This window comes from Nocardia sp. NPDC005825 (genome assembly GCF_040630175.1).
Lineage (GTDB): Bacteria > Actinomycetota > Actinomycetes > Mycobacteriales > Mycobacteriaceae > Nocardia.
On sequence record NZ_JBEXXC010000004.1, the window covers coordinates 81,346 to 100,693 of the forward strand.

Here is a 19,348-nt window from a genome sequence, read left to right on the forward strand (position 1 = left end):
CGCAATCGCTCTACCCTGGTTGCCATGCGCAGGTCCCTGCCACCGGTCGCGTCGAAGGTTTCCGACACCTTGATCGCGCGCGGCCATCACGGGGTGATCATCACCCAGCCCACACCCACCCCCACCGCGCGCGATGCGGCCGACGCGGTCGGCGTCACCGTCGGGGCCATCACCAAATCCCTGGTGTTCCTGCTCGACGACGACCCCGTGCTGCTGCTCGTCTCCGGTGCCCACCAGGTGCATCTGGCGCGCACCGGGCAACGCCTGGAGGGCACGCTCAGCCGGGCGCCCGCGGCCATGGTTCAGGAGGTGACCGGGCAGCCCATCGGCGGCGTCGCGCCGCTCGGGCACCCCACCAATCTGCCCACCTTCGTCGACAACGCGCTGGCCCAGTACCGGGAGCTGTGGGCGGCGGGCGGGCATCCGAACACCCTGTTCCGCACCACCTTCGGCGAGCTGGTCCGGATCACCGCGGGCCTGGCCATCGACGTGGACTGACCGCCGTCGACGCGGGTTTTCCCACAGCGCGGAATACCTGGGCCCGCGACCACGTAGGTTCTTGACGTGACCGATTCTCCGACGCCCGGCGCCGAGCTACACGTGCCCGACGACCTGAGCGGCATCACCGCGCAGCAGTTCCGTGCCGCCATGCGGCACTATCCGGCGGGCGTCACCATCGTCACGCTGAACTCCGCGCAAGGGCCGGTCGGTTTCACCGCGACCTCGTTCGCCTCGCTGTCGGCGCAGCCGCCGCTCATCTCGTTCAATATCGCCGAGACCTCCTCCAGCATCGAGGCCATGCTCGGGGCCGAATCGGTGGTGGTGCACTTCCTGGGCGAGCATCAGAAGCATCTGGCGCAGCGGTTCAGCCGGTCCGCCGAGGAGCGTTTCACCGACAGGTCCTTGTGGGCCACGCTCGGCTCCGGCGAACCGGTCCTGCACGGCTCCCCGATCTGGGTGCGCGCGACCGTGCACCAGCTGATCCCGATCGGCGATCACACGCTGGTGATCGGACTGGTCACGCAGGTGCACGACAACACCGAGAGCTCGCCCGCGGCCGGCCCGCTGGTGTACTACAACGGCGCCTATCACCGCGCCGAGATCGCCGACTGACCTCAGGCCGCCGAGGCCGCGGTGCCGATGCCCAGCGCCGCCAGGATCGCCGCGCTCGCCTGCTCCAGCCGGGCCCGGACCCGCGGCCGCTTCAACAGCGTGACCGCGCGGGCGGCGGCCACCGCGAGCAGGATCATCTCGATCGCCGCGATGCTGGATTCGATGGCGCCGAGGGTGAGCGTGTTCAGGAAGGTCACCTCGGTCAGGAACTGCGGCAGCACCGCGAGGTAGAACAACCCCACCTTCGGATTGAAAACACAGGACAGCAATCCGGCAGCGAACGCCGAGCGCATCGACGCGGGCGCGCCCTGCGCGACCGTCGTCTCCGGCTCGGCCTCCACGTTCCGTGCGCGCCGATGCTCGACCAGCGCCCGAATCCCCAAGTACAGCAGGTAGATTCCGCCGATCACCTTCAACGTGCGATACGCGGTCGCCGACTGTTCCAGCAGCGCCGCCACTCCGGCCGCCACCACCGTCGCCCAGACGATCCCACCGAACGCCGAACCCACCGCCGCCGCGATCCCGGGTCGCGGTCCGGCCATCGAGAATCGCAGCACCAGAAAGGTATCGGGACCCGGCGTGAGCGCCAGCAGCACGCACAATCCCGCGAAACTCAACAGCAGCGGAAGACTCATGCCCTCCATGGCAACCCATCGCGGCTGCGGGACGCAAGGGTGATATCGCTGACCCTGCCCCCGACGAGCAGGGCCAACGGCGCACCCCCGAGCACGGCGAAGGCCGCCGCCCCCGTCTGATGAACGGAGCGCGACGGCCTCTGGTGACGGTGTTCTAGTTCCGCGCGCCGAACTCCGCACCGAGTTCACGGAACAGATCGGTGTTCATCGTGAACGCCAGTCGCGCTTCGTCGAGCACGCGATCGACTTCGGGACCTTCGAGGGGAAGCTGGTCCAGGGCCTCGCGGTACTCGCGCTTGAACGCGGCCGGATTGGTGATCTCGTCGAAGACGTAGAAGCGGACGCCGTCGCCCTTCTTGGGCAGGTCCCACAACTTCTCGGCGGTGCCGCGGATGACCTGACCGCCGGAGAGATCACCCAGGTAACGGGTGTAGTGGTGGACGACGTACCCGGCAGGCCAGTCCTGCGCGCACTCCTCGATGCGGGCGGCGTAGGCGGCGGTGGCGGGCAGCGGCTGCAGCTCATCGCGCCAGTTCGCGCCGCCCAGGTGGGCCAGGTCGGTCTCGAGCGCGGCCAGGCGCGCCAGTTCCGGCTTCACGAAGGGACCCGCGACGGAGTCGGACGCCAGTGTGGCGGAATGCTTTTCGAGGGCCTCGTAGACGAACCAGAGCTGGCTGGTGTAGCGGAGAAAGGCCTCGACGCCGAGCTGGCCGGTGAGCAGGTCACGCATGAACGTGGAGTGCTCGGCCTCGTTGTGCTGCTGCTCGGTCGCGGTGCGAATGAGCGTCGAGAACGGGGCGGCGGCGGTGTCCGTGTCCAACATGGTCGGGCTCCTCGTGGTCAACTCCGGGGGCACCCCACTTTGGCTACCCTAACTTCCTCATCGACCCTACGCCCCAGCAACGATCGCGCGATTCGAACTTTGCGGCCCACCCACTCCAACTTTCGGATGATTTTTCCGATTCGCCGGTGCCGTTGGTCACAGGCCGCCGCCGCCCAGACGCGCTTGACAAGCCCGCGACGCGTCTGCCAATCTCGCACTCAGGTCATGAGTACCAGCGCTAAGCCCCGGCTAGCTGGTCGGCAACCCTCCACCGCGGCGGGGTGCTCCGGGTGACGACCGGGCCGTTGCCCGACCGGGCACGGCAAGCGCGGACTCACGATCGATTCCTGTTTTCCGATCGCGCGTCCCCTGAATCCGATGGGATTTTTGTGATGACCGCTTTCGCCGACCAGACCTGTGCTCCCCTCGCCACCGTGTCCGGCTGTGACCTCCGGGTTCCGCTGGTCCAGGGCGGGACCACCGGCTACGCCAACTTCGACTACGCCGCCAGCGCACCCGCGTTGCGGCAGGTCACCGACCGGGTCGCCGACCTGCTGCCGTTCTACGCCAGCGTGCACCGCGGCGCCGGATACGCCTCCCGCGTCTCCACCGACTGCTACGAGTCGGCCCGCGGCTCCGTCGCCCGCTTCCTCAACGCCGCCGACGACCAGGTGGTGGTCTTCACCCGCAACACCACCGACTCGCTGAACCTGCTGGCCGCGTGTGTGCCCGGCGACACCGTGGTGCTGGATGTCGAACACCACGCCAACTTCCTGCCCTGGACCCGGCACGGCCGCCGCGTGGTGCCGGTCGCCGACACCATCGAGGAGACCATCCAGCGGCTGGTCGCCGAACTGTGCTCGAAACCCGCTGCGCTGCTGGCGGTTACCGGCGCCTCCAATGTGACCGGCGAACTGCTGCCGCTGGAACGGCTGGCCTGGATCGCGCACCAGTGCGGCGCCCGCATCCTGGTCGACGCCGCCCAGCTGGCCCCGCACCGACGGATCGACCTGCGCACCACCGGCATCGACTACCTGGCCTTCTCCGGGCACAAGGCGTACGCGCCGTTCGGCGCGGGCGTCCTGGTCGGCCGCCGGGACTGGCTCGACGCGGCGGAGCCGTACCTGGCGGGCGGCGGCGCGGTGCGCTCGGTCGCCGCCGACCGCGTGGAGTGGGCGCCCGCGCCGCAGCGGCACGAGGCCGGCTCCCCGAACGTGCTCGGGGTGGCTGCCCTGGCCGCCGCCTGCGACGCGCTCGCCGACCTGGACGAGACCACCGTCGTCGAGCACGAGCAGTACCTCACCCACCGGCTGCGCTACGGGCTGAAAACCGTTCCGGGCGTGAACTTCCTGCGTGTGTGGCGCGACAGCACCGACGCCGTCGGCATCGTCGCGTTCACGGTCGACGGTTTCGAGCCCGGCCAGGTGGCCGCCTATCTCTCCGCCGAACACGGGATCGGCGTGCGCGACGGACGGTTCTGCGCGCACCCGCTGTTGTCGCGGCTCGGGGTCGACGCGGCGCTGCGCGCCAGCATCGGACTCGGCACCACCGCCGCCGACGTGGACCGTCTCATCGACGCCGTCGCCACCCTGGTCGAGCATGGTCCGAGCTGGGATTACGCCCGCACCGACGGCCACTGGAACCCGGTCCCCGAGACCCGGCCCTTCGGCGGTTCGGCGGACGGCGGAGCGCCCTGCGGGTTCTGAATCGCGCGGAGCGGGTCAGGGCACCATGTAGCGAGCCGCGAGCTCCTCGACGAACGGGTCGTCCTCGCTGACGGCTTCGAGCCGGTCCAGATCGAACTGGACCGATACCTGCCGGGTGTCCTGCCGCTCCGGATCGGGCGGCCCGTCCTCGTCGAGCTGGCGGATCAGCTTGTTCCGCACCCGCTCCTTCAGCGATTCGCTCATATCAAGAGCATCCTCCGACCTAGACGGGTGCGATCCAGGTACCCCATGGCGTGTTCCGGACGACCGTGAACACGACGAGGAAGGCCACCGCGATCCACATCGCCGACCTGGGCAGAATCCGCGGTAGTCGCGGCGGCGTCGCCCGGCCCCGCCAGGCGCGCACCAGCCAGGTGCCCCACCAGGCGAGGAAGCCGAGCGTGAGCGGCAGCAGCAGCACATTGCTGTGGATGGCGTCGAGGAACCGGCCATCGGTCAGATTGTGCAGGCCGCGCAGGCCACCGCAGCCGGGACACCAGTACCCGGTCAGCTCGTAGAACGGGCAGAACCCGTAGGCCCCCTGCACGTGCGGGTCCCGGAAGTGCAGCAGCGCCAGGCCGCCGGCGACGGCCGCGCCGCTCAGCAGCGGGAGTCCGACGCCGAGCCGTCGCGGGCGCGTAGGCCCTGGTTCGGCTCCCGCCGTCGGTACTGCTGCCGTGGTGTCCACGAGAATCAACGGTAGCCGGGCCGCCGCCCACCTGCCAGGTCGCGCCGAACTTCGCACCCCGGTCGCGCCGATTCACCTCCGATTGCGTTGCGGCCTCAGCGGATCGGGGCGCGTTCCACGACCGGGGCGGTGAGCACGCCCGCGAGCATGTCCACGATTTCTCCCCAGGCATCCACATCCCCCGCGGCGACCTTGCCCGCCTCGACCGCGCGTTCGTGATCGGCGAGCAGCGCGAACAGCACGGTCGGCAGCGCGCGCAACCGCCGCAGCCGCAAGCGTTTCGGCAGGTCGGCGAGCTCCCGGTCGAGCTGCTGCATGATCACGCGGACCGAGGTGCGCTGGGCGGAGGCCAGATTCGCGGCATCGGTGACGGCTCGATGGGTGTGGATTTGTTCGAGGAAGCGCGCGTAATGGTGGATCCCGTGCCGGTCCCCCAGTTCGAGCATGGGGATGACCAGCGCTTCGAGCAGGTCGTGGACGCTGGTCACGCCGGTCCCGGCCTGTTCGGCCAGCAATTCGAGGCGCCGGATCTCCAGGGTGGCGAGCCGGTGTTCGACCACCGCCTCGATGAGCCCGTCGCGGGAGCCGAAGTGGTACTGGACCGCGGAGTTGTTGCGCTGTTCGGCGGCCGCGGCGATATCGCGCAGCGGTACCGCCGGTCCGCGCTCGGCGATCAGCTGTTCCGCCGCCAGGATGATGCGCTCACGCGCCCCCGTGACTGCCATTCGAGTACCGCCACCCGCCTTGTCCACAGTCTGCACTGTAGCCGTTCACCTGGGGATAAAGAACTTGTCCTTGACGGTTAAGAACTAATGCTTAAAAGTGTCGAGTGACTGTCGTCACCATCGAAGGACTGAATTAGCGATGATCCTGGACACCTTCCGACTGGACGGCCGCGTCGCCGTCGTGACCGGCGCGGGCCGCGGCATCGGCGCCGCCACCGCGCTAGCGCTCGCCGAAGCCGGTGCGGACGTGGCTATTTCGGCCCGCACCGCCGCCCAGCTCGACGAGGTCGCCGGCAAGATCCGCGAGCTGGGCCGCCGTTGCGTCACCGTCCCCGCGGACCTGTCGGACCTCTCGGCCGTCACCGCGCTGGCCGAGACCGCCGCCGCCGAGCTGGGCGGCATCGACATCGTGGTCAACAATGTCGGCGGCACCATGCCCAACACCTTCCTCACCAGCACCCCCGAGTTCCTGGAGGAGGCGTTCCGGTTCAACGTGTCGACCGCGCACGCCCTCACCCAGGCCGCGGTGCCGTACATGCTGAAGAGCGGCGGCGGCTCGGTCGTGAACATCTCCTCGCGCATGGGCATCAGCGCGGGCCGCGGCTTCCTGGCCTACGGCACCGCCAAGGCCGCGCTCGCACACTGGACCAAGCTGGCCGCCGCCGACCTGTCGCCGCGTATCCGGGTGAACGCCATCGCGGTCGGCTCGGTGCTCACCTCGGCGCTGGAAGTCGTTGCGCAGCAGCCGGAGATCAAGCAGCAGATGGAGGACGCCACCCCGCTGCACCGCCTCGGCGAGCCGTGGGAGATCGCCGCCGCCATCGTCTACCTGAGCTCCCGCGCGGGCGGCTACATCACCGGCAAGGTGCTCGAGGTGGACGGCGGCATCGACGCGCCCAACCTGTCCCTCCCCATCCCCGACCTGCAGTGATCGATTGCGTCCCAGGAGTTTTCCATGACCTACCGCGTAGTCCAGTGGAGCACAGGCAATGTCGGCCGCCGCGCCCTGCGCTCCATCATCAACCGCCCCGAACTCGAACTGGTCGGCGTCTGGGTGTCCAGCGCCGAGAAAGCCGGCAAGGATGCCGGTGAACTGGCCGGTCTCGACCGCGAGACCGGTGTCCTGGCCACCCGGGACGCCGAGGCCCTGCTGGCCCTGAAGCCCGACTGCATCGTCCACACCGCCATGGCCGACGATCGCCTGATGGAGGCCGTCGAGGACCTGAAGACCTTCCTCCGCGCCGGCATCAATGTCGTCTCCAGCAGCCCCGTCTTCCTCCAATTCCCTTACGGCACACTCCCCGACGAGGCCATCGCCCCCATCGTCGAGGCCGCCGAGGAGGGCGGCGCGTCGCTCTGGGTCAACGGCATCGACCCCGGCTGGGCCAACGACTGGCTGCCGCTGCTCCTGTCCAGTGGCTCCGAACGCATCGACCGGGTCATCTGCTCGGAGATCATGGACTATTCGACCTACGACAACCCGAAGGTCGTCTTCGACATCATGGGCTTCGGCAGCAAGCTCGACGACCTGCCCCTGCTCCTGCAGCCCGGCATCCTCACCCTCGCCTGGGGCAGCGTCATCCGCCAGCTCGCCGCCGCCCTCGACATCGAACTCGACTCGGTCACACAGCATTTCGAACGCCTCCCCGCGACCGAACCGATCCGCATCGGCGCCCACACCGTCGAGGAAGGCACCGCCGCCGCCCTCCGCTTCCAGATCCACGGCATCCGCGACGGCCGCGAAATCCTCACCCTCGAACACGTCACCCGCCTCCACCCCGATCTGGCCCCCGACTGGCCCCAACCGGCCGGATCCGGTTGCTACCGAGTGGAAATCAAGGGCGAACCCGACTACCTCCTCGACCTCCAGCTCTACAGCAACGGCGACCACGCCGAAGCCGGAGTGGTCGGCACCGCCGCCCGCCTGGTCAGTGCCATCCCCGCCGTAGTCCAAGCCCGCCCCGGCCTGCTGACCGCGATGGACCTCCCCCTGACCACCGGCCGCGGCCTCGTCTCCTGACCCCACCAACGACAAAGGTGAGGACCACAACGGTCCTCACCTTTGTTTTGAGCCACCCGGGGGAATCGAACCCCCGACCGTTCCATAACGGCAGGTCACGACTGCGCCACATGGTTCAGCGCTGTTGATCACCTGAGTAAAATTCTGATCAGGTCGATCGCAGATGGGGGTATCTCCGCCGGAAAGGCAATGATGATGACCAACGAGACCTATCGAAATGTCATGCGTCAGCTGTTCACCACGTTCGTGCTGGCAGGGGTGGTGATGGCGGTTCCCGCGACGGCGGCAGGTCCGGCCGTGGCCGCGGCCAGCGCGGCGTCCGGCGTCGTGCAGGTCGCCGAGCCGATTGCGCCGCCTCCGCCGGTCCCGCCCCACGGCTGCGACAACGAGAACTGCGGGGAGAGCGGTGGGGGCGAGAAGACCTGCACCGATCCCAGCCAGACCGGGGACGGCTGCACCGACAACGGCGAACACGGCGGGACCGGAGGTGGACCAGGGGTCGCCGAAGCCCGCGGAATCCACGACACCACGGGCACGACCCCAGCGATCTGGTAGCGGTGGATGATCCGGAACAAGTGGGATTCGGACCCCGAAACGACAACAGGTGGAGAGCGACAATCGCTCTCCACCTGTTTGTTTGGAGCCGCCTGGGGGAATCGAACCCCCGACCTTTTCATTACGAGGGGCAGGCTACTGCGGTTGTACAGCACGATCACGCAGAAGTGAGCACCGAATAGTCAGGCGTCGAAGTCGCGCTGGTCGTGCTGGTTGTCGTCAACGCTGTCGTCCTATCACGCCACCTCATACATCAGAGGTAGTGCATTGTCAATCTTCAGTGATCGATACGAGGTGAGCTTTGCCATCGCAAAATCGTGGCGTCGCTCACCGCCTTCGCACGGTTTGCGTGCTATATCGAATCCTAAGCGTCAAAAGTGGACCAATTGACCTCTGACCCGCCAAAACGGCAGCTCCCGCGCCAAATAGCCGCCTGCGTTATCAATGCAGGTCACGCCATATGACTAAGATCACATTAGTGACTTCAGCAACTCCCCTAGCTGCGGTTTTGCTGGAAAAGTCCCGATCGGGAACTACACATATGTAAGCCACAAGCGCTTGTGGCCGGAAACGTGTCGGCCACTAGGTGTAGTGTTGGCCTCGGCCAGAAGAGGTCGAGAAACACGACCAGCCTCAACACCAGATGAGGCATCCGGCGTGAGGCTGGTTCGTTCGCATACTTCCGAGGGCATGCAAGCCGAACCATACCCTTTCGTGGCCGATCCCGTCATATATGGGATCGGTTTGCTGGATGTTCTGGCTCTACGAAGGGAGCCACTGTGGCAACCACGACGAGCATCCGCACGACTCGCACGACCCGCACGGTTCGAACCGTTCGCGTCCCGGTTCGGATTACTCGCGTCGTCCGTACGATCACCGTCAAGCCGGCGCGGTAAGGGGGTCGATGATGTCCAAGCACCAGCCTCCGCAGGTCCCGAAGCAGGGCGGCGGGACGAAGGATCGCGATCGCAATAACGACGGTCGCTGGCGCGAGAAGCGCAGTGACGCCGGCAAGAAGCGCAAGTAGCTCTAGCCGGTAGCGTGTCTGCCATAGAGGCCCTCAGTGCTGTTACGCGCTGAGGGCCTCTTTATTGGTCGGCACCGTTGCTTTGCCACAGCTCGCCTAGTCCTCTCCCTGCTTCCTCGTACAGGCCGCCCTCTGTGGAAGGAAGTCGGGTCAAGGGTGGGCGAATGCCCATCGGCGTAGCCGACGCGAAGCGCCCTTGATGCGGCTTCCTGGAGCGAGACAATTGGGCCGATGAGGAGGCGGGGAAACCCTCCACCAGCAGCCGAAAGGGGCTGGGAGCCGACGTCGTTGTCGGCCCGCTCCCGAGCGCCGTTGCCCGGTGCCCCTCCGAGCGGGTCAGTAGACGTACCAGCCGCAGGCGTGGCAGATGTGGTCGGCGCACCAGTCGCACTCGCCGATCAGGTACAGGGCCTGGCAGCCGTCGCCGTTGCAGACGGGGCAGTCCTCGGGGGTCCAGGGCCAGGGGCGGCGGGGAACGATGGCACGGGCCCAGGTACCGCCGAAGCTGGAGTCGGGGACCAGTTCCCAGCGGGCGTTGCGGTGGGAGATGTCGGGCAGCTCACTGAGGGCGATGGAAACCATGGGAGGGGTCCTTTCCTGCGGTGCGGAATCTGGGCTTGCCCAGATCAGGAGCTCTCCCCGGCGTCCAGGCTCACACCGTGACCCGAAGGGCTTGGCCTGGACGCCGGGGAGAGCTCCTGATATGCCTCCGGCAGATTCCTCGCCGCAGGAAAGGACCCCGGTGGCGATCCGCCCTCGGTGAGCTGCCCGACATCGGACGCAACGGCCACCGGGAACTGGTCCCCGGCGGGCGGTACCGATCCGAGCCAGCGGTCCCCGCCACCCCTGGCCCTGGACCCCGGGTGCCCCGTCTGCAACGACCCCGGTGACAGCCCGTGCCCGATCGGCGAGTGCGACTGGTGCGCCGACCACATCTGCCACGCCTGGTACGTCTACTGACCTGCCCGGGACTGCGCTCGGCAAGCGGGCCGACAACGACGTCGGCTCCCAGGTTCATGAAGTCCGGCAGAGGGGTCCTCGTGGCAAGCGGCGAAGCCGTGCGGCAGCTCGTTTGGCGGTGACTGCGGTCAATGTCAGCGATTCCGGCTCCGCGGTGGGACGCCGGCCGATTCGGTTCCGGCTGAGGGACATCCGACCATGCTCGGCTCCCAGCTCGCCCAGCTGTTCATCCTGCCCGTTGCCTGAAGCGGCCCAATGGGTTTCGGGGCGCTGCCTTCCGGGCTTCGGCGCATGCGTGCTGCCGACGCGCCCGACGCACCGCGGGCGACGCACTATCAGCCCGCGTTGTGCGTCGTCGCGTGGCGGCGGCGCGCATGCGCCGTCGCCCGTGTGCGACGCCTTGAGACCATAGAGGCAAATTCGGCAACGAGGCACGATGGCATGGCTGCTGGTTGACCGAGAAGCCGAGCCAGTTCGCTGTCCGTCAGCTGGAACCGGGTCGTCCGACGCCTCGCTGGGCGTAGATCGGAATCGATCTCAAGACAGCAGATTCCGGGCATGCGAAACTCCGAACATGGCGAACAAGCTGCGACCGGGCTACTACTCCCTCGCCCCGAACGGAACCAGTCGGGACTACATGCTGGTGCGTGTCGACGGCACTGAGGCGCTACTACGTTGTCTAGCCGGTTACGCCGTCCATCAGGTCGATACAGGCGAAATTCTATGCCTGCCCTCGAAGCCATCGCCGGGGTCAGGACGCGAGAAGGGCTGAGACCCAATCGGATTCGATGGAACGAACCGGAATCTCAGCCCTTCGGAAGTGCGGGAACGCTACGGGATGTAGCGGTCGCCTCCTGGTCGATCACCGGGCTGCCACTTGGGAACCGGCCGAACAAGAAGTTCGCCTATGGCTCGAACCCGCTCCGCAATGATGTTCAACCGCTCGGGCCTGGTCTCCCTCTTCAGCGATCGGGTGATCTGGTCATCGTGCTTTCGATAGTGCAGACCGACTTCTCGGATATAGAGACCTGGCACCGCCGCCTGGACCGCCAGAAGCAGTCCTGCGTCTTCCGCATGCGGCATCGCCATCCAGCCACCCATGGCCATCAACCACTCCCGGCGGATGCAGAGCGTCGCTGGGTGGACGGGCAAGTCGTAGTCGTTTTCGACCCAGTAGTCGAAAATCCAGCCTCGGGGAATGAACGGGGTCAGGTTCGTGGGCTCGATCTGAGCGCGGACGAGGCTGCCATCAGGTAGGAGGTCCAGCGCGCGGCTGACAGCCCATCCACAAGCCGGGCGATCGACAAGAGCATCGATGCTGCGGGCGAGTGCTCCTGGGGTGAGGATGTCGTCAGCGTCGAGTACGGCTATCAGCTCCCCTCCGGCTCGGGCCAGAGCAAGGTTTCGCGCAACGGCTGGACCGCCAGAAGGACCGCTGGCAGCTTTGACCCGCGGGTCAGCCAGCGCAGCGTCAGGTAGGGGAAGCGGTTCGCCTTCACCATCGGCTTGGACAAGCCATTCCCAACCCCAGCCAGTTGGAAGCTGTTGCGCCAGAAGGGATTCGTAGGCTTCGGCCAGGAAGTCTTCGCGCGTCCGATAGCAGGGGGTGATTACCGATATCAGCATCAGAACGCTCTCCGATTCACTCCGCGGGGTTGGAAGACTCATTTCTGCCACCTTGCTAGTTGCGTGGTGAAGACCAGCTGACTCCTGTCGCCGGGAAGGATGACATCCACAACCTCCACTACGCGACCGGTCACGTCTACCACTCGTTTCCGAATATCGAAGACCGCAGTCCCTTCACGCGCCATACCCAATTCGTCAGCTTCTTGTGCTGTCGGTGGCCGTGCCTCGATCTCCTCGGTGATGTGATCGACTTCGATCCCCAGGGTGAACAGTTGATGCTGCGTGCCACCTGGCCACGGCTCGTTGTCCACTTCGAGCAAATCCGGATTGATCGAAACCGTGTCGTAGAGCAGGTAGGAGCGACTCAGATTGAGCGGGGCGTCCTCGACATGCGGGCGGGTGCGGTAGTCCCGCTGCAGAATCTTCGTGCCGGCCGGAACCTCGAACGCATCCGCGAGTCCATCGTCGGCGTAGATGACCTCGTAGTGGGCAGTGAACGCGAGACCCGGCATCGCGAGACCGGAATCCTGTTCGGTTGCACCACTGGCGCGCCTGACCGACTCCGGTTCGCGTACTCGGTTCTTCTCCCACTGGTACCGCTCATCGGTGCGGCGGACCTTGACGCGTGGCGCTCGGACAAACGTCCCGACACCGTGTTTGGCTTCGATCAATCCTTCGGTACGGAGGACCGCGAGAGCTTGGCGAACGGTCGGGATACTGACCCTGTACTGGTCGATCAAGGCAGTTTCGCCCGGAACCCGATCGCCAGGATGTAGCTCGCCAGCCTTGATGCGCTGCCGAAGCTCATCGGCTATTAGCTCGTACTTTGCGGGCATGATCGGTCCCTTCTCGCTCTGTGAACTCATCATCTCATGTCCTCTGTAGGTCTTGACCAGAGGGCCTGACTTCTGCTGTCCTATATAGGAGTTGTCCTACAGAGGACAGCATAACTAGAGGAGTTCGATAATGGCGATTACCAGGGGTTTCCAGTTTTCGGTCCAGCACGATGCGACTTTCCCGCAGCAGCTGATGGCGTCGGGCCAGATCTTGCCGGTCATCAAGTACAACCCGGACCGCAACGCCGTCCCGGAGCAGGCGATCGACTACGACACCAAGACCGGTGAGGGCACGATGAAGCGGCTGTGGAAGCTCGCCGTCACCGACCCGCACGAGCCGAACGACAAGCGCAAGTCCTTCACGGTCACCTTCATCGCCGACGTGCAGCCGGTCTTCTCGACCGAGGAAGTCGCGCCCGGTACCGGGATGCGCTGGGTGGAGCTGGAGGGTCTGACCGCTGAGCCGCGGATCATGGGTCAGGGCGAGTACAAGTACCTCGGCTTCGTCTACCGCGCGACCGGCATCAAGGGCGACAACTCCGGCGCGAAGGTCCCGCCCGCCGATGTTCCTGCCTCTCGTCCGTCCCGCAATGACAAGGCGGTGGCGTGATGACCACCTCCGAACAGCGGGTACGTGCCCGCAAGACTCGCCGCTACGACGACCTGATTCCTGAGCGACCGGCGAAGTCCAACCGTGGTCGCCGCGATGCGAAGACCAGCCCGGAGGCGTTGCTGCGTGACTGGGTGTGCGAAGGCCAGCTGGACCTGTTCGGGGTCCCCGGAGGGCAGCAGGAATGACCGGCAAGACCTTCGCCCGCATCATGTCCGATCCGCGTCACTCGCAGCTGCGAGCGTGCGCGGGCATGGACACCGAGATCTTCTTCCCGGACGCCCTCGACGGTGCCCGTGAGGCGCAGCAGGTGTGCGAGCTGTGCCCGGTCCTGACCCGCTGCGCCGAATGGGCTCTGCGGGAGGGCTTCTCCGATGGCGTGGTGGCCTCGGTGTGGATGCCCTCGGGTCTCGCGGATCAGCGGCTCGCCCGTCGTCGCCTGGAGCAGGTGGCCACAACCGGCCAGCCGGCGACCTATCCCCGGAAGGCGGTGGCGTGATGATCCTCGCTCCTCCTCCCACGAATCCGCGTCCGGCGCTCGTCCGCGGCGGGGTCGGGATCGGAATCGCCCTCCTGGCCCCCTTCACGGTCATCCCGGCGGTGGCTGCCCTGCTGGTGTTCGGCCACCGCTCCGACCCCGCTGAGCCGGCTCCGACTGCGGTGCTGGTGTCGGACACCGGTGGCGTGCCGTGCGTGATGTTCTGCGACGAACCGCCCCGGACCTCCGATGCGCCGATGCCGACCGCCGCGCCGGCAACCCTGTGCCCGCCGTTCTGCGAGTTCGAGCGGTGGTGATCGATGATGATGCACAAGGTCACGGCCATGCTCGTGGTTCGCGGGCTGGCCGTGGCCGCCATCCTCTCCGTGGGGCTGGCGGCCTTCCGTCTCTCCTTCGTCACCCTTCGTGAACTCGCGGTGATGGCCGGTATCGGTCCGGCCGATGCGTGGCTGTTCCCCGTCGTCATCGACGTCACGACCGGAACTGCGGCCATGCTCGCCCTGCTCACCTCCGATCCGACAGTGCGCCAGTGGTTCTCCTGGGTGGTGGGCATCGGGACCGTGGTCTCCATCGCGGGCAACTCCGTCCACGCGGTCACCCACGGGGAACGCCTGCCGACCTGGGCCTGTGTCGCGGTGGCTGCTGTCGCGCCGGTCGCGGTGCTCGTCAATGTCCACGGCGTGATCCTGCTGCTTCGCTCGGCCACCACCGCGGTACCGGCCATGGACGTCGCGCTGGCCGAATCCGCTCCGGCGCCTGCGATGACGCCCGCGCCGCTGGAGGTCGAAGAGCCCCGCGTGCTGGAGCCGATGCCTGACCCGCCGATGGTGGCGGTGTCGGTGGCCGTGACTCCACAACCGCGACCGCTGCCCATCGCCCGACCGTTCGTCCCGGTCGTGCCTTCGTAATCGCCTCTACTGCTTCATCTTTCAAGTCTTCATTCCCCAGGGGGTTGTCATGCTGTTGTCCTCGTTGATCCAAGTCACCGTTCCCGTCGCCAGCGCTCTCGCGTTCGGCGCGTACATCACGCCCGGTCCCTGGCACGGCAAACCCGTTGTGCGCCTGTCGGAGCTGGAGCAGACCCTCGCCGCCACGCCCCCGGAACTGGGCTTGGCGGTGCTGACCCTGGCGGACGGGGATCAGCGGCTGTCCATGCTGGAAGCGGCCGGACTCGGCTCCTGGGAGGGCGGGTTCCCGGTCCTGGACTGGTGGGACTACACCCTCTACGGCCTGGAAGCACAGTTCATGATGCTGGCCGGCCAGAAGCGCAAGGACTGGGTCAATGAAGACACCCTCGACACCTTGAGCCAGATGCTCGGCGCGAAAGTCACTGCCTCCCAACCCCATCCGGGGTGGATGCGGCTGGAGGTGAGGGCGTTTGACACCCTCGCTGCCTCGGCAACGATGCCGTTGGCGGTCCCCGATGACGTGGACCTCACAGCCGTCCCGGTCGGCGTGTTCGAAGACCTGACTCCGTGGCCGGTGCCCGTGCAGGGCCGACACATCCTCGCCGGTGGCGGGACCGGTTCAGGCAAGTCCGGATTCCTCGGCGCGCTCGTGAACGGCATGGGTCCGGCCATCGAATCCGGGCGCGTGGAGCTCCGCGTGCTCGATCCCAAGGGCGGCATGGAACTGGGATGGCTGGAGCCGTTGTGCACCCGGTTCGAATGCACCAGCCCCGAAGGGATGATCGGCATGCTGGAGGAGACCGCCCGCGAGATGCAGGAAGCCGCCCAGGGGTACCGCGCTGCCCGCAGCCGCAAGCCGGTCCCGACCGCGGACAACCCGCTCGTGGTGGTCGTCATCGACGAAGCCGCGACCCTGTCGGCGTTCACCGAATCGAAGTGGCGCGACCGCTTCCAGATGGCCCACGGCCTGCTGCTGTCGCAGGGCCGCGCCCCGTTGTTCTCCGTCGTCGAAACCGTCATCGATCCGTCGAAAGAGAATGTGCCGCAGCGGCAACTGCTTCCCTATCGGGTCGGGTTCCGCATGGAGGAGCCGACTCAGGTCGCCATGATCCACGGCCAGGGTGCCCGCGACCGCGGCTCGTACTGCGACGAGATCCCGTTCACCACCCCCGGCGTCTGCTACGTGCAGGAGGACGGCCGGCCCGGTTTCCGTCGCGCCCGCGTCTTCGAGGTCACCGATGCCGACTGCGAGTGGATCGCCCAGCGCTACCGCCCGCGCCCGCGCCCGATCGATCTCTCGGCCTTCGAGCACCGAGATGACTTCGGCGGAGAGGCGGCGGCATGAATGGCGTTGTGCGGCTGCGCCTTTCCGGCACTCGCGCCGACATCACTCGCGTGCTGGCGGACCTGATCGCCTCGCACGCCTTCCGGATCAACGTGGACGAACGCACCTACCTCGATCGAACCGGCGGCGTTCGTGTCTACGCCGAACTCGCCATTCCCGAACAGGAGACCTGGAGATGACCACAACCAGACCGCGACTGCTCGACCTGTGCTGCTGCGCCGGCGGGGCTGCTGTCGGCTACGACCGTGCCGGCTTCGAAGTGGTGGGCGTGGACATCGCGCCCCAGCCCGACTACCCGTTCGAGTTCCACCAGGGCGACGCGATCGAGTTCCTGACCGCCCACGCCCACGACTTCGATGCCGTGCACGCTTCCCCTCCCTGTCAGGCGTCCTCGGCCCTGACCGCCGGGACGAATCAGGCCATGGCGCACAAGTACCCCCAGCTCATTCCCGCAGTGCGAGAGGCGCTCACCGCGACCGGGCTGCCGTGGGTACTGGAGAACGTGCAGGGCGCGAAACTGCGCCGCGACGTGGTGCTGTGCGGAGAGATGTTCGGGCTCAAGGTGATCCGCCACCGAATCTTCGAGCTCGGCGGCTGGGTCGCCCCGACTCCCACTCACCTGCCCCACCGCGGACGGGTCGCCGGCTACCGCCACGGCAAGAACTACGACGGCCCCTACGTCGCTGTCTACGGCTGCGGCGGCGGCAAGGGCTCGGTCTCGCAGTGGCAGGAAGCGATGGGTATCGACTGGACCGCCGACCGCAAGAGCCTGGCCGAAGCGATCCCGCCGGCCTACACCGCCTGGCTCGGTGGACATCTGCTCACCGCCCTCGCAATCGGTCAGGCGGTGGCGGCATGACCACACGGGCCCGTCACGCCCGCCACTCCGGCGACACCGACGTCGCCGACGCCGTTCTCACCGCCCTCGGCCACCTGATCATCGGCGTGCTGGCCGCCGTGCTCGTCACCGCCTGGTGGGCGCTGCTGTTCCCGATGGTCTCCGCCCCGATCGCCCTGGCCATCGCCGCCACGATCCTGCTCGGCTGGCCCGCGGGCTGCATCGCCGCTGCAACGGGTCTCGCACTCCTCACTGCGTGGAAACTGCTGTGGCCCCTGTCCTTCCGGCGTTTCGTCACCGCTCGTGCCCGGACGCGGTTCCTGCGGTGGTTCCGCTACCGCCGCCGCTGGGCACGGTTGATGATCGCCTGCAAGCTCGCCGAAGGAGACGCGGGAGCCCTGTATCTGCCTCGCCTGCGCGGGATCGACATCGGTGAGCACATCGACCGCGTACGGGTGCGGATGCTGCCCGGACAGTCCCCTGAGGACTACCACCTGCGGGCGGTGCGCCTGGCCCACGCCTTCGGCGCGCTGGAATGCCGTCCCATCGACGTGGGCCCGGGGGTCGTGGAACTGGTCTTCCGCCACCGCGATTCGCTCGCCGCCCCGATCCCGCTGCCCTCCGACCGCACCGCCCTCGGCTGGAAGGACGTGGCCTGATGACCACTACCGAACAGCCGACCACCGCGCCGGCCGAATCCGCCCCCGCCCGCCAGACAGCCGCCGAACGCCGCGCCCTGCCCAACATGATGGACATCGCCCAGGCCGCTGCGGAGAAGTACGGCGTGTGCAAGCGACCGATCCCCATGCGCGCCTTCGACCCCGACACCGGGCAATCCACCTACGTTGGCGGAGCCTGCAAATCGACCCGCGCCTCCGACTGCCCCAGCTGCGCCGCGAAGGCCCGCGCCCTGCGTTTCACCCAGTGCCGCGAAGGCTGGCATCTCCCCGAGGAACCGGTCCGCCAGCGCAACGCCCCTAGCAAGCATCAGCAGGAGTTGCTGACCGCTCGCGCCGACTTCCTCAGCTACTACAAGGAAGCACGCGAGAACGGTAACGAGGAGGATGCTCAGGGCTTCCGCGAGGTGATCGCCGATCTGGACCGCGAACTCAGAGCCTCGGGTCTGTCCGGCCGGATCAAGGGCATCGACGCCTTGCCCAAGCCGCGCCGGACCCGCTCGACCCGACGTCGTCAGGACGTTCCGAACCTGCCCCGCAAGAAGGTCGAGAAGACCACCCTCGGCCGCAAGTTCGCGGACAAGCATCAGCCGTCGATGTTCGTCACGGGCACCCTGGACTCCTACGGCCGCTGCCATCGTGACGGTGCGATCGACAAGAACGGCGAGGTGGTGGGAGATGGTTCTCCGGTGGACCCGGAGACCTACGACTACCGCCGTGCCGCGCGGGACGCGATGTTCTTCCCTCAGCTGTTCGACCGGACCATTCAGAACTGGCGTCGTGCCGCGGGCAGAGATGTCCAGTACTTCGCTGCCGTGGAGCCTCAGCGTCGCGGAGCACCGCATGTGCACATCGCGATCCGTGGCACGGACCCGCATGCGCTGATCTCCCAGATCTTCGCCGCGACCTATCAGAGCGTGTGGTGGCCGCACTTCGACCACGAGCAGTACACCGACGACAGGATGCCGGTCTGGGATCCCACCGCTGGCGCGTTCGTCGACCCGGACAGCGGGTACGTGTTGCCCACCTTCGACGACGCGCAAGCGCTCATGGATGAGATGGACGACGTGGAACCCGCGCACGTCGTCCGATGGGGCGTCCAGGTGGACCGCAAGGACATCGGCGAGACCGACCCGGACGGCGAACAGGGTCCGGTCCGTCCCGGCAAGGCCAAAGGCGTGATCGGCGGTGACGACGCGAACAAACTCATCGGCTACCTGACCAAGTACCTGACCAAATCCATCGCCGAAGTCCTCGAACCCCCGAACGAACGCACCCGACGCCACTACGAACGCCTACACGCGGAAATGCAGCGCACCCCCTGCTCCGAGAAGTGCGGCGTGTGGCTGCGCTACGGCATCGCTCCCCGCGGCGCCAGCGCCAAGACCCAGCCCGGACGCTGCAAGGGCAAGGCCCACCGCCGAGACACCCTCGGCCTGCGCGGTCGCCGGGTGCTGGTCTCGCGCTACTGGTCGAACAAGACCCTCCCGGATCACAAGGCCGACCGGATCGAATTCGTTCGGCAACTCCTCGCCGCGGTCGGCATCGCCAAGGCCGAACGCTCCAAGAACTGGGTGGTCCGGCTGACCGAACCTGATGACCCAGACGTCCCACCGCGAGAGCACCTCATCATGGGCGAGATCTCTCGCCGCTCGGCCTGGGAGAAGGAATACCTGGAGGCGAAGCTGTTGCTCGCGGAATCGCCTGGACCGCAACCTATCTCGGTTGTCGGAGAAGCGGCGTAGCAGGAGAGGGGA

At 67.2% G+C, this 19,348-nt stretch carries 25 protein-coding genes and 1 riboswitch; of the genes, 17 read left to right on the plus strand and 8 right to left on the minus strand.

Translation table 11 applies throughout. The features are described 5' to 3' along the window. The first annotated feature begins 24 nt into the window (after positions 1–24). Positions 25–498, plus strand: coding sequence for a YbaK/EbsC family protein (locus ABZ382_RS12630; protein ID WP_357087551.1), 474 nt, complete (start codon positions 25–27; stop codon positions 496–498). A 66-nt stretch (positions 499–564) separates the two neighbouring features. Beyond that, the gene (locus ABZ382_RS12635; RefSeq protein WP_357087553.1) at positions 565–1,113 is read left to right on the plus strand and encodes a flavin reductase family protein; all 549 of its coding nucleotides are present in this window, start codon (positions 565–567) and stop codon (positions 1,111–1,113) included. Between the two features lie 2 nt (positions 1,114–1,115). On the opposite strand, the gene ABZ382_RS12640 is transcribed toward ABZ382_RS12635, so the two are convergent. Further along, the gene (locus ABZ382_RS12640; RefSeq protein WP_357087556.1) at positions 1,116–1,748 is read right to left on the minus strand and encodes a LysE family translocator; all 633 of its coding nucleotides are present in this window, start codon (positions 1,746–1,748) and stop codon (positions 1,116–1,118) included. 154 nt (positions 1,749–1,902) lie between these two features. Continuing rightward, positions 1,903–2,571: a biliverdin-producing heme oxygenase gene (locus tag ABZ382_RS12645; protein ID WP_357087559.1), complete on the minus strand. Its 669-nt coding sequence runs from the start codon at positions 2,569–2,571 to the stop codon at positions 1,903–1,905. 221 nt (positions 2,572–2,792) lie between these two features. Beyond that, positions 2,793–2,906, plus strand: a riboswitch (SAM riboswitch). Positions 2,907–2,963: 57 nt separating this feature from the next. Between ABZ382_RS12645 and ABZ382_RS12650 the strand changes: the two genes are divergently transcribed. Continuing rightward, the gene (locus ABZ382_RS12650) at positions 2,964–4,277 is read left to right on the plus strand and encodes an aminotransferase class V-fold PLP-dependent enzyme (protein WP_357087561.1); all 1,314 of its coding nucleotides are present in this window, start codon (positions 2,964–2,966) and stop codon (positions 4,275–4,277) included. A gap of 15 nt (positions 4,278–4,292) precedes the next feature. Here ABZ382_RS12650 and ABZ382_RS12655 read toward each other — a convergent pair whose 3' ends face one another. From ABZ382_RS12655 to ABZ382_RS12665, 3 genes are all read right to left on the minus strand, one after another. Continuing rightward, positions 4,293–4,481 carry a hypothetical protein gene (locus tag ABZ382_RS12655; protein WP_357087563.1) on the minus strand — a complete coding sequence of 63 codons (189 nt, stop codon included), beginning with the start codon at positions 4,479–4,481 and terminating at the stop codon, positions 4,293–4,295. Positions 4,482–4,500: 19 nt separating this feature from the next. Next, on the minus strand, positions 4,501–4,965 hold the full coding sequence (locus ABZ382_RS12660) for a DUF2752 domain-containing protein (RefSeq protein ID WP_357087566.1): 465 nt from the start codon (positions 4,963–4,965) through the stop codon (positions 4,501–4,503). Between the two features lie 95 nt (positions 4,966–5,060). Continuing rightward, positions 5,061–5,690 (minus strand): TetR family transcriptional regulator, encoded by a 630-nt coding sequence (locus tag ABZ382_RS12665; RefSeq protein WP_357087569.1) that lies wholly within the window; start codon positions 5,688–5,690, stop codon positions 5,061–5,063. Between the two features lie 139 nt (positions 5,691–5,829). Here ABZ382_RS12665 and ABZ382_RS12670 point away from each other — a divergent pair, with 139 nt between their 5' ends. The 4 genes from ABZ382_RS12670 to ABZ382_RS12685 all read left to right on the plus strand — a co-directional run bounded on the left by ABZ382_RS12670 (position 5,830) and on the right by ABZ382_RS12685 (position 9,292). Continuing rightward, on the plus strand, positions 5,830–6,621 hold the full coding sequence (locus tag ABZ382_RS12670) for an SDR family oxidoreductase (RefSeq protein ID WP_357087572.1): 792 nt from the start codon (positions 5,830–5,832) through the stop codon (positions 6,619–6,621). A gap of 24 nt (positions 6,622–6,645) precedes the next feature. Beyond that, on the plus strand, positions 6,646–7,710 hold the full coding sequence (locus ABZ382_RS12675) for a diacylglycerol kinase (RefSeq protein ID WP_357087575.1): 1,065 nt from the start codon (positions 6,646–6,648) through the stop codon (positions 7,708–7,710). A gap of 195 nt (positions 7,711–7,905) precedes the next feature. Continuing rightward, complete coding sequence (locus ABZ382_RS12680; protein WP_357087577.1) at positions 7,906–8,265, plus strand: hypothetical protein; 360 nt, start codon at positions 7,906–7,908, stop codon at positions 8,263–8,265. Between the two features lie 751 nt (positions 8,266–9,016). Further along, complete coding sequence (locus tag ABZ382_RS12685) at positions 9,017–9,292, plus strand: hypothetical protein (protein ID WP_357087579.1); 276 nt, start codon at positions 9,017–9,019, stop codon at positions 9,290–9,292. A gap of 336 nt (positions 9,293–9,628) precedes the next feature. On the opposite strand, the gene ABZ382_RS12690 is transcribed toward ABZ382_RS12685, so the two are convergent. From ABZ382_RS12690 to ABZ382_RS12700, 3 genes are all read right to left on the minus strand, one after another. After that, positions 9,629–9,874, minus strand: a complete 246-nt coding sequence (locus tag ABZ382_RS12690) for a hypothetical protein (protein WP_357087581.1) — start codon at positions 9,872–9,874, stop codon at positions 9,629–9,631. Between the two features lie 1,209 nt (positions 9,875–11,083). Continuing rightward, on the minus strand, positions 11,084–11,920 hold the full coding sequence (locus tag ABZ382_RS12695) for a glycosyltransferase (RefSeq protein ID WP_357087584.1): 837 nt from the start codon (positions 11,918–11,920) through the stop codon (positions 11,084–11,086). Then, positions 11,917–12,714, minus strand: coding sequence for a GntR family transcriptional regulator (locus ABZ382_RS12700; protein WP_357087587.1), 798 nt, complete (start codon positions 12,712–12,714; stop codon positions 11,917–11,919). Before ABZ382_RS12700 ends, ABZ382_RS12695 begins: the two co-directional genes overlap by 4 nt. Before the next feature lie 130 nt (positions 12,715–12,844). On the opposite strand from ABZ382_RS12700, the gene ABZ382_RS12705 reads away from it, so the two are divergent. From ABZ382_RS12705 to ABZ382_RS12750, 10 genes are read left to right on the plus strand one after another with little or no spacing between them, the layout of a single operon-like run. Beyond that, complete coding sequence (locus ABZ382_RS12705; protein ID WP_357087590.1) at positions 12,845–13,324, plus strand: hypothetical protein; 480 nt, start codon at positions 12,845–12,847, stop codon at positions 13,322–13,324. Continuing rightward, positions 13,324–13,512, plus strand: coding sequence for a hypothetical protein (locus ABZ382_RS12710; protein WP_357087593.1), 189 nt, complete (start codon positions 13,324–13,326; stop codon positions 13,510–13,512). The genes ABZ382_RS12705 and ABZ382_RS12710 overlap by 1 nt, the downstream gene beginning before the upstream one ends. Then, positions 13,509–13,823, plus strand: a complete 315-nt coding sequence (locus ABZ382_RS12715) for a WhiB family transcriptional regulator (protein WP_357087596.1) — start codon at positions 13,509–13,511, stop codon at positions 13,821–13,823. Before ABZ382_RS12710 ends, ABZ382_RS12715 begins: the two co-directional genes overlap by 4 nt. Then, positions 13,823–14,119 carry a hypothetical protein gene (locus tag ABZ382_RS12720; RefSeq protein ID WP_357087599.1) on the plus strand — a complete coding sequence of 99 codons (297 nt, stop codon included), beginning with the start codon at positions 13,823–13,825 and terminating at the stop codon, positions 14,117–14,119. The genes ABZ382_RS12715 and ABZ382_RS12720 overlap by 1 nt, the downstream gene beginning before the upstream one ends. A gap of 3 nt (positions 14,120–14,122) precedes the next feature. Next, positions 14,123–14,731 carry a DUF2637 domain-containing protein gene (locus ABZ382_RS12725; RefSeq protein ID WP_357087602.1) on the plus strand — a complete coding sequence of 203 codons (609 nt, stop codon included), beginning with the start codon at positions 14,123–14,125 and terminating at the stop codon, positions 14,729–14,731. A gap of 49 nt (positions 14,732–14,780) precedes the next feature. Next, complete coding sequence (locus ABZ382_RS12730) at positions 14,781–16,076, plus strand: FtsK/SpoIIIE domain-containing protein (RefSeq protein ID WP_357087604.1); 1,296 nt, start codon at positions 14,781–14,783, stop codon at positions 16,074–16,076. After that, a complete protein-coding gene (locus tag ABZ382_RS12735; RefSeq protein WP_357087607.1) occupies positions 16,073–16,255 on the plus strand; it encodes a hypothetical protein in 183 nt (60 codons plus the stop codon). The genes ABZ382_RS12730 and ABZ382_RS12735 overlap by 4 nt, the downstream gene beginning before the upstream one ends. Beyond that, complete coding sequence (locus ABZ382_RS12740) at positions 16,252–16,935, plus strand: DNA cytosine methyltransferase (protein WP_357087609.1); 684 nt, start codon at positions 16,252–16,254, stop codon at positions 16,933–16,935. The genes ABZ382_RS12735 and ABZ382_RS12740 overlap by 4 nt, the downstream gene beginning before the upstream one ends. Continuing rightward, entirely contained in the window at positions 16,932–17,573 is a 642-nt protein-coding gene (locus ABZ382_RS12745; protein WP_357087612.1) for a hypothetical protein, read from the plus strand. The genes ABZ382_RS12740 and ABZ382_RS12745 overlap by 4 nt, the downstream gene beginning before the upstream one ends. Then, the gene (locus ABZ382_RS12750; RefSeq protein WP_357087615.1) at positions 17,573–19,336 is read left to right on the plus strand and encodes a replication initiator; all 1,764 of its coding nucleotides are present in this window, start codon (positions 17,573–17,575) and stop codon (positions 19,334–19,336) included. The genes ABZ382_RS12745 and ABZ382_RS12750 overlap by 1 nt, the downstream gene beginning before the upstream one ends. Positions 19,337–19,348: the final 12 nt, after the last annotated feature.

What these genes read in the sequence shown, in the direction of transcription:
- ABZ382_RS12630 (WP_357087551.1), top strand. Translation starts at nt 25, where the DNA reads ATGCGCAGGTCCCTGCCACCGGTCGCGTCGAAGGTTTCCGACACCTTG.
- ABZ382_RS12640 (WP_357087556.1), bottom strand. Translation starts at nt 1,748, where the DNA reads ATGAGTCTTCCGCTGCTGTTGAGTTTCGCGGGATTGTGCGTGCTGCTG.
- ABZ382_RS12645 (WP_357087559.1), bottom strand. Translation starts at nt 2,571, where the DNA reads ATGTTGGACACGGACACCGCCGCCGCCCCGTTCTCGACGCTCATTCGC.
- ABZ382_RS12650 (WP_357087561.1), top strand. Translation starts at nt 2,964, where the DNA reads ATGACCGCTTTCGCCGACCAGACCTGTGCTCCCCTCGCCACCGTGTCC.
- ABZ382_RS12655 (WP_357087563.1), bottom strand. Translation starts at nt 4,481, where the DNA reads ATGAGCGAATCGCTGAAGGAGCGGGTGCGGAACAAGCTGATCCGCCAG.
- ABZ382_RS12665 (WP_357087569.1), bottom strand. Translation starts at nt 5,690, where the DNA reads ATGGCAGTCACGGGGGCGCGTGAGCGCATCATCCTGGCGGCGGAACAG.
- ABZ382_RS12670 (WP_357087572.1), top strand. Translation starts at nt 5,830, where the DNA reads ATGATCCTGGACACCTTCCGACTGGACGGCCGCGTCGCCGTCGTGACC.
- ABZ382_RS12675 (WP_357087575.1), top strand. Translation starts at nt 6,646, where the DNA reads ATGACCTACCGCGTAGTCCAGTGGAGCACAGGCAATGTCGGCCGCCGC.
- ABZ382_RS12680 (WP_357087577.1), top strand. Translation starts at nt 7,906, where the DNA reads ATGACCAACGAGACCTATCGAAATGTCATGCGTCAGCTGTTCACCACG.
- ABZ382_RS12685 (WP_357087579.1), top strand. Translation starts at nt 9,017, where the DNA reads ATGTTCTGGCTCTACGAAGGGAGCCACTGTGGCAACCACGACGAGCAT.
- ABZ382_RS12690 (WP_357087581.1), bottom strand. Translation starts at nt 9,874, where the DNA reads ATGGTTTCCATCGCCCTCAGTGAGCTGCCCGACATCTCCCACCGCAAC.
- ABZ382_RS12695 (WP_357087584.1), bottom strand. Translation starts at nt 11,920, where the DNA reads ATGAGTCTTCCAACCCCGCGGAGTGAATCGGAGAGCGTTCTGATGCTG.
- ABZ382_RS12700 (WP_357087587.1), bottom strand. Translation starts at nt 12,714, where the DNA reads ATGCCCGCAAAGTACGAGCTAATAGCCGATGAGCTTCGGCAGCGCATC.
- ABZ382_RS12705 (WP_357087590.1), top strand. Translation starts at nt 12,845, where the DNA reads ATGGCGATTACCAGGGGTTTCCAGTTTTCGGTCCAGCACGATGCGACT.
- ABZ382_RS12710 (WP_357087593.1), top strand. Translation starts at nt 13,324, where the DNA reads ATGACCACCTCCGAACAGCGGGTACGTGCCCGCAAGACTCGCCGCTAC.
- ABZ382_RS12715 (WP_357087596.1), top strand. Translation starts at nt 13,509, where the DNA reads ATGACCGGCAAGACCTTCGCCCGCATCATGTCCGATCCGCGTCACTCG.
- ABZ382_RS12720 (WP_357087599.1), top strand. Translation starts at nt 13,823, where the DNA reads ATGATCCTCGCTCCTCCTCCCACGAATCCGCGTCCGGCGCTCGTCCGC.
- ABZ382_RS12725 (WP_357087602.1), top strand. Translation starts at nt 14,123, where the DNA reads ATGATGATGCACAAGGTCACGGCCATGCTCGTGGTTCGCGGGCTGGCC.
- ABZ382_RS12730 (WP_357087604.1), top strand. Translation starts at nt 14,781, where the DNA reads ATGCTGTTGTCCTCGTTGATCCAAGTCACCGTTCCCGTCGCCAGCGCT.
- ABZ382_RS12735 (WP_357087607.1), top strand. Translation starts at nt 16,073, where the DNA reads ATGAATGGCGTTGTGCGGCTGCGCCTTTCCGGCACTCGCGCCGACATC.
- ABZ382_RS12740 (WP_357087609.1), top strand. Translation starts at nt 16,252, where the DNA reads ATGACCACAACCAGACCGCGACTGCTCGACCTGTGCTGCTGCGCCGGC.
- ABZ382_RS12745 (WP_357087612.1), top strand. Translation starts at nt 16,932, where the DNA reads ATGACCACACGGGCCCGTCACGCCCGCCACTCCGGCGACACCGACGTC.
- ABZ382_RS12750 (WP_357087615.1), top strand. Translation starts at nt 17,573, where the DNA reads ATGACCACTACCGAACAGCCGACCACCGCGCCGGCCGAATCCGCCCCC.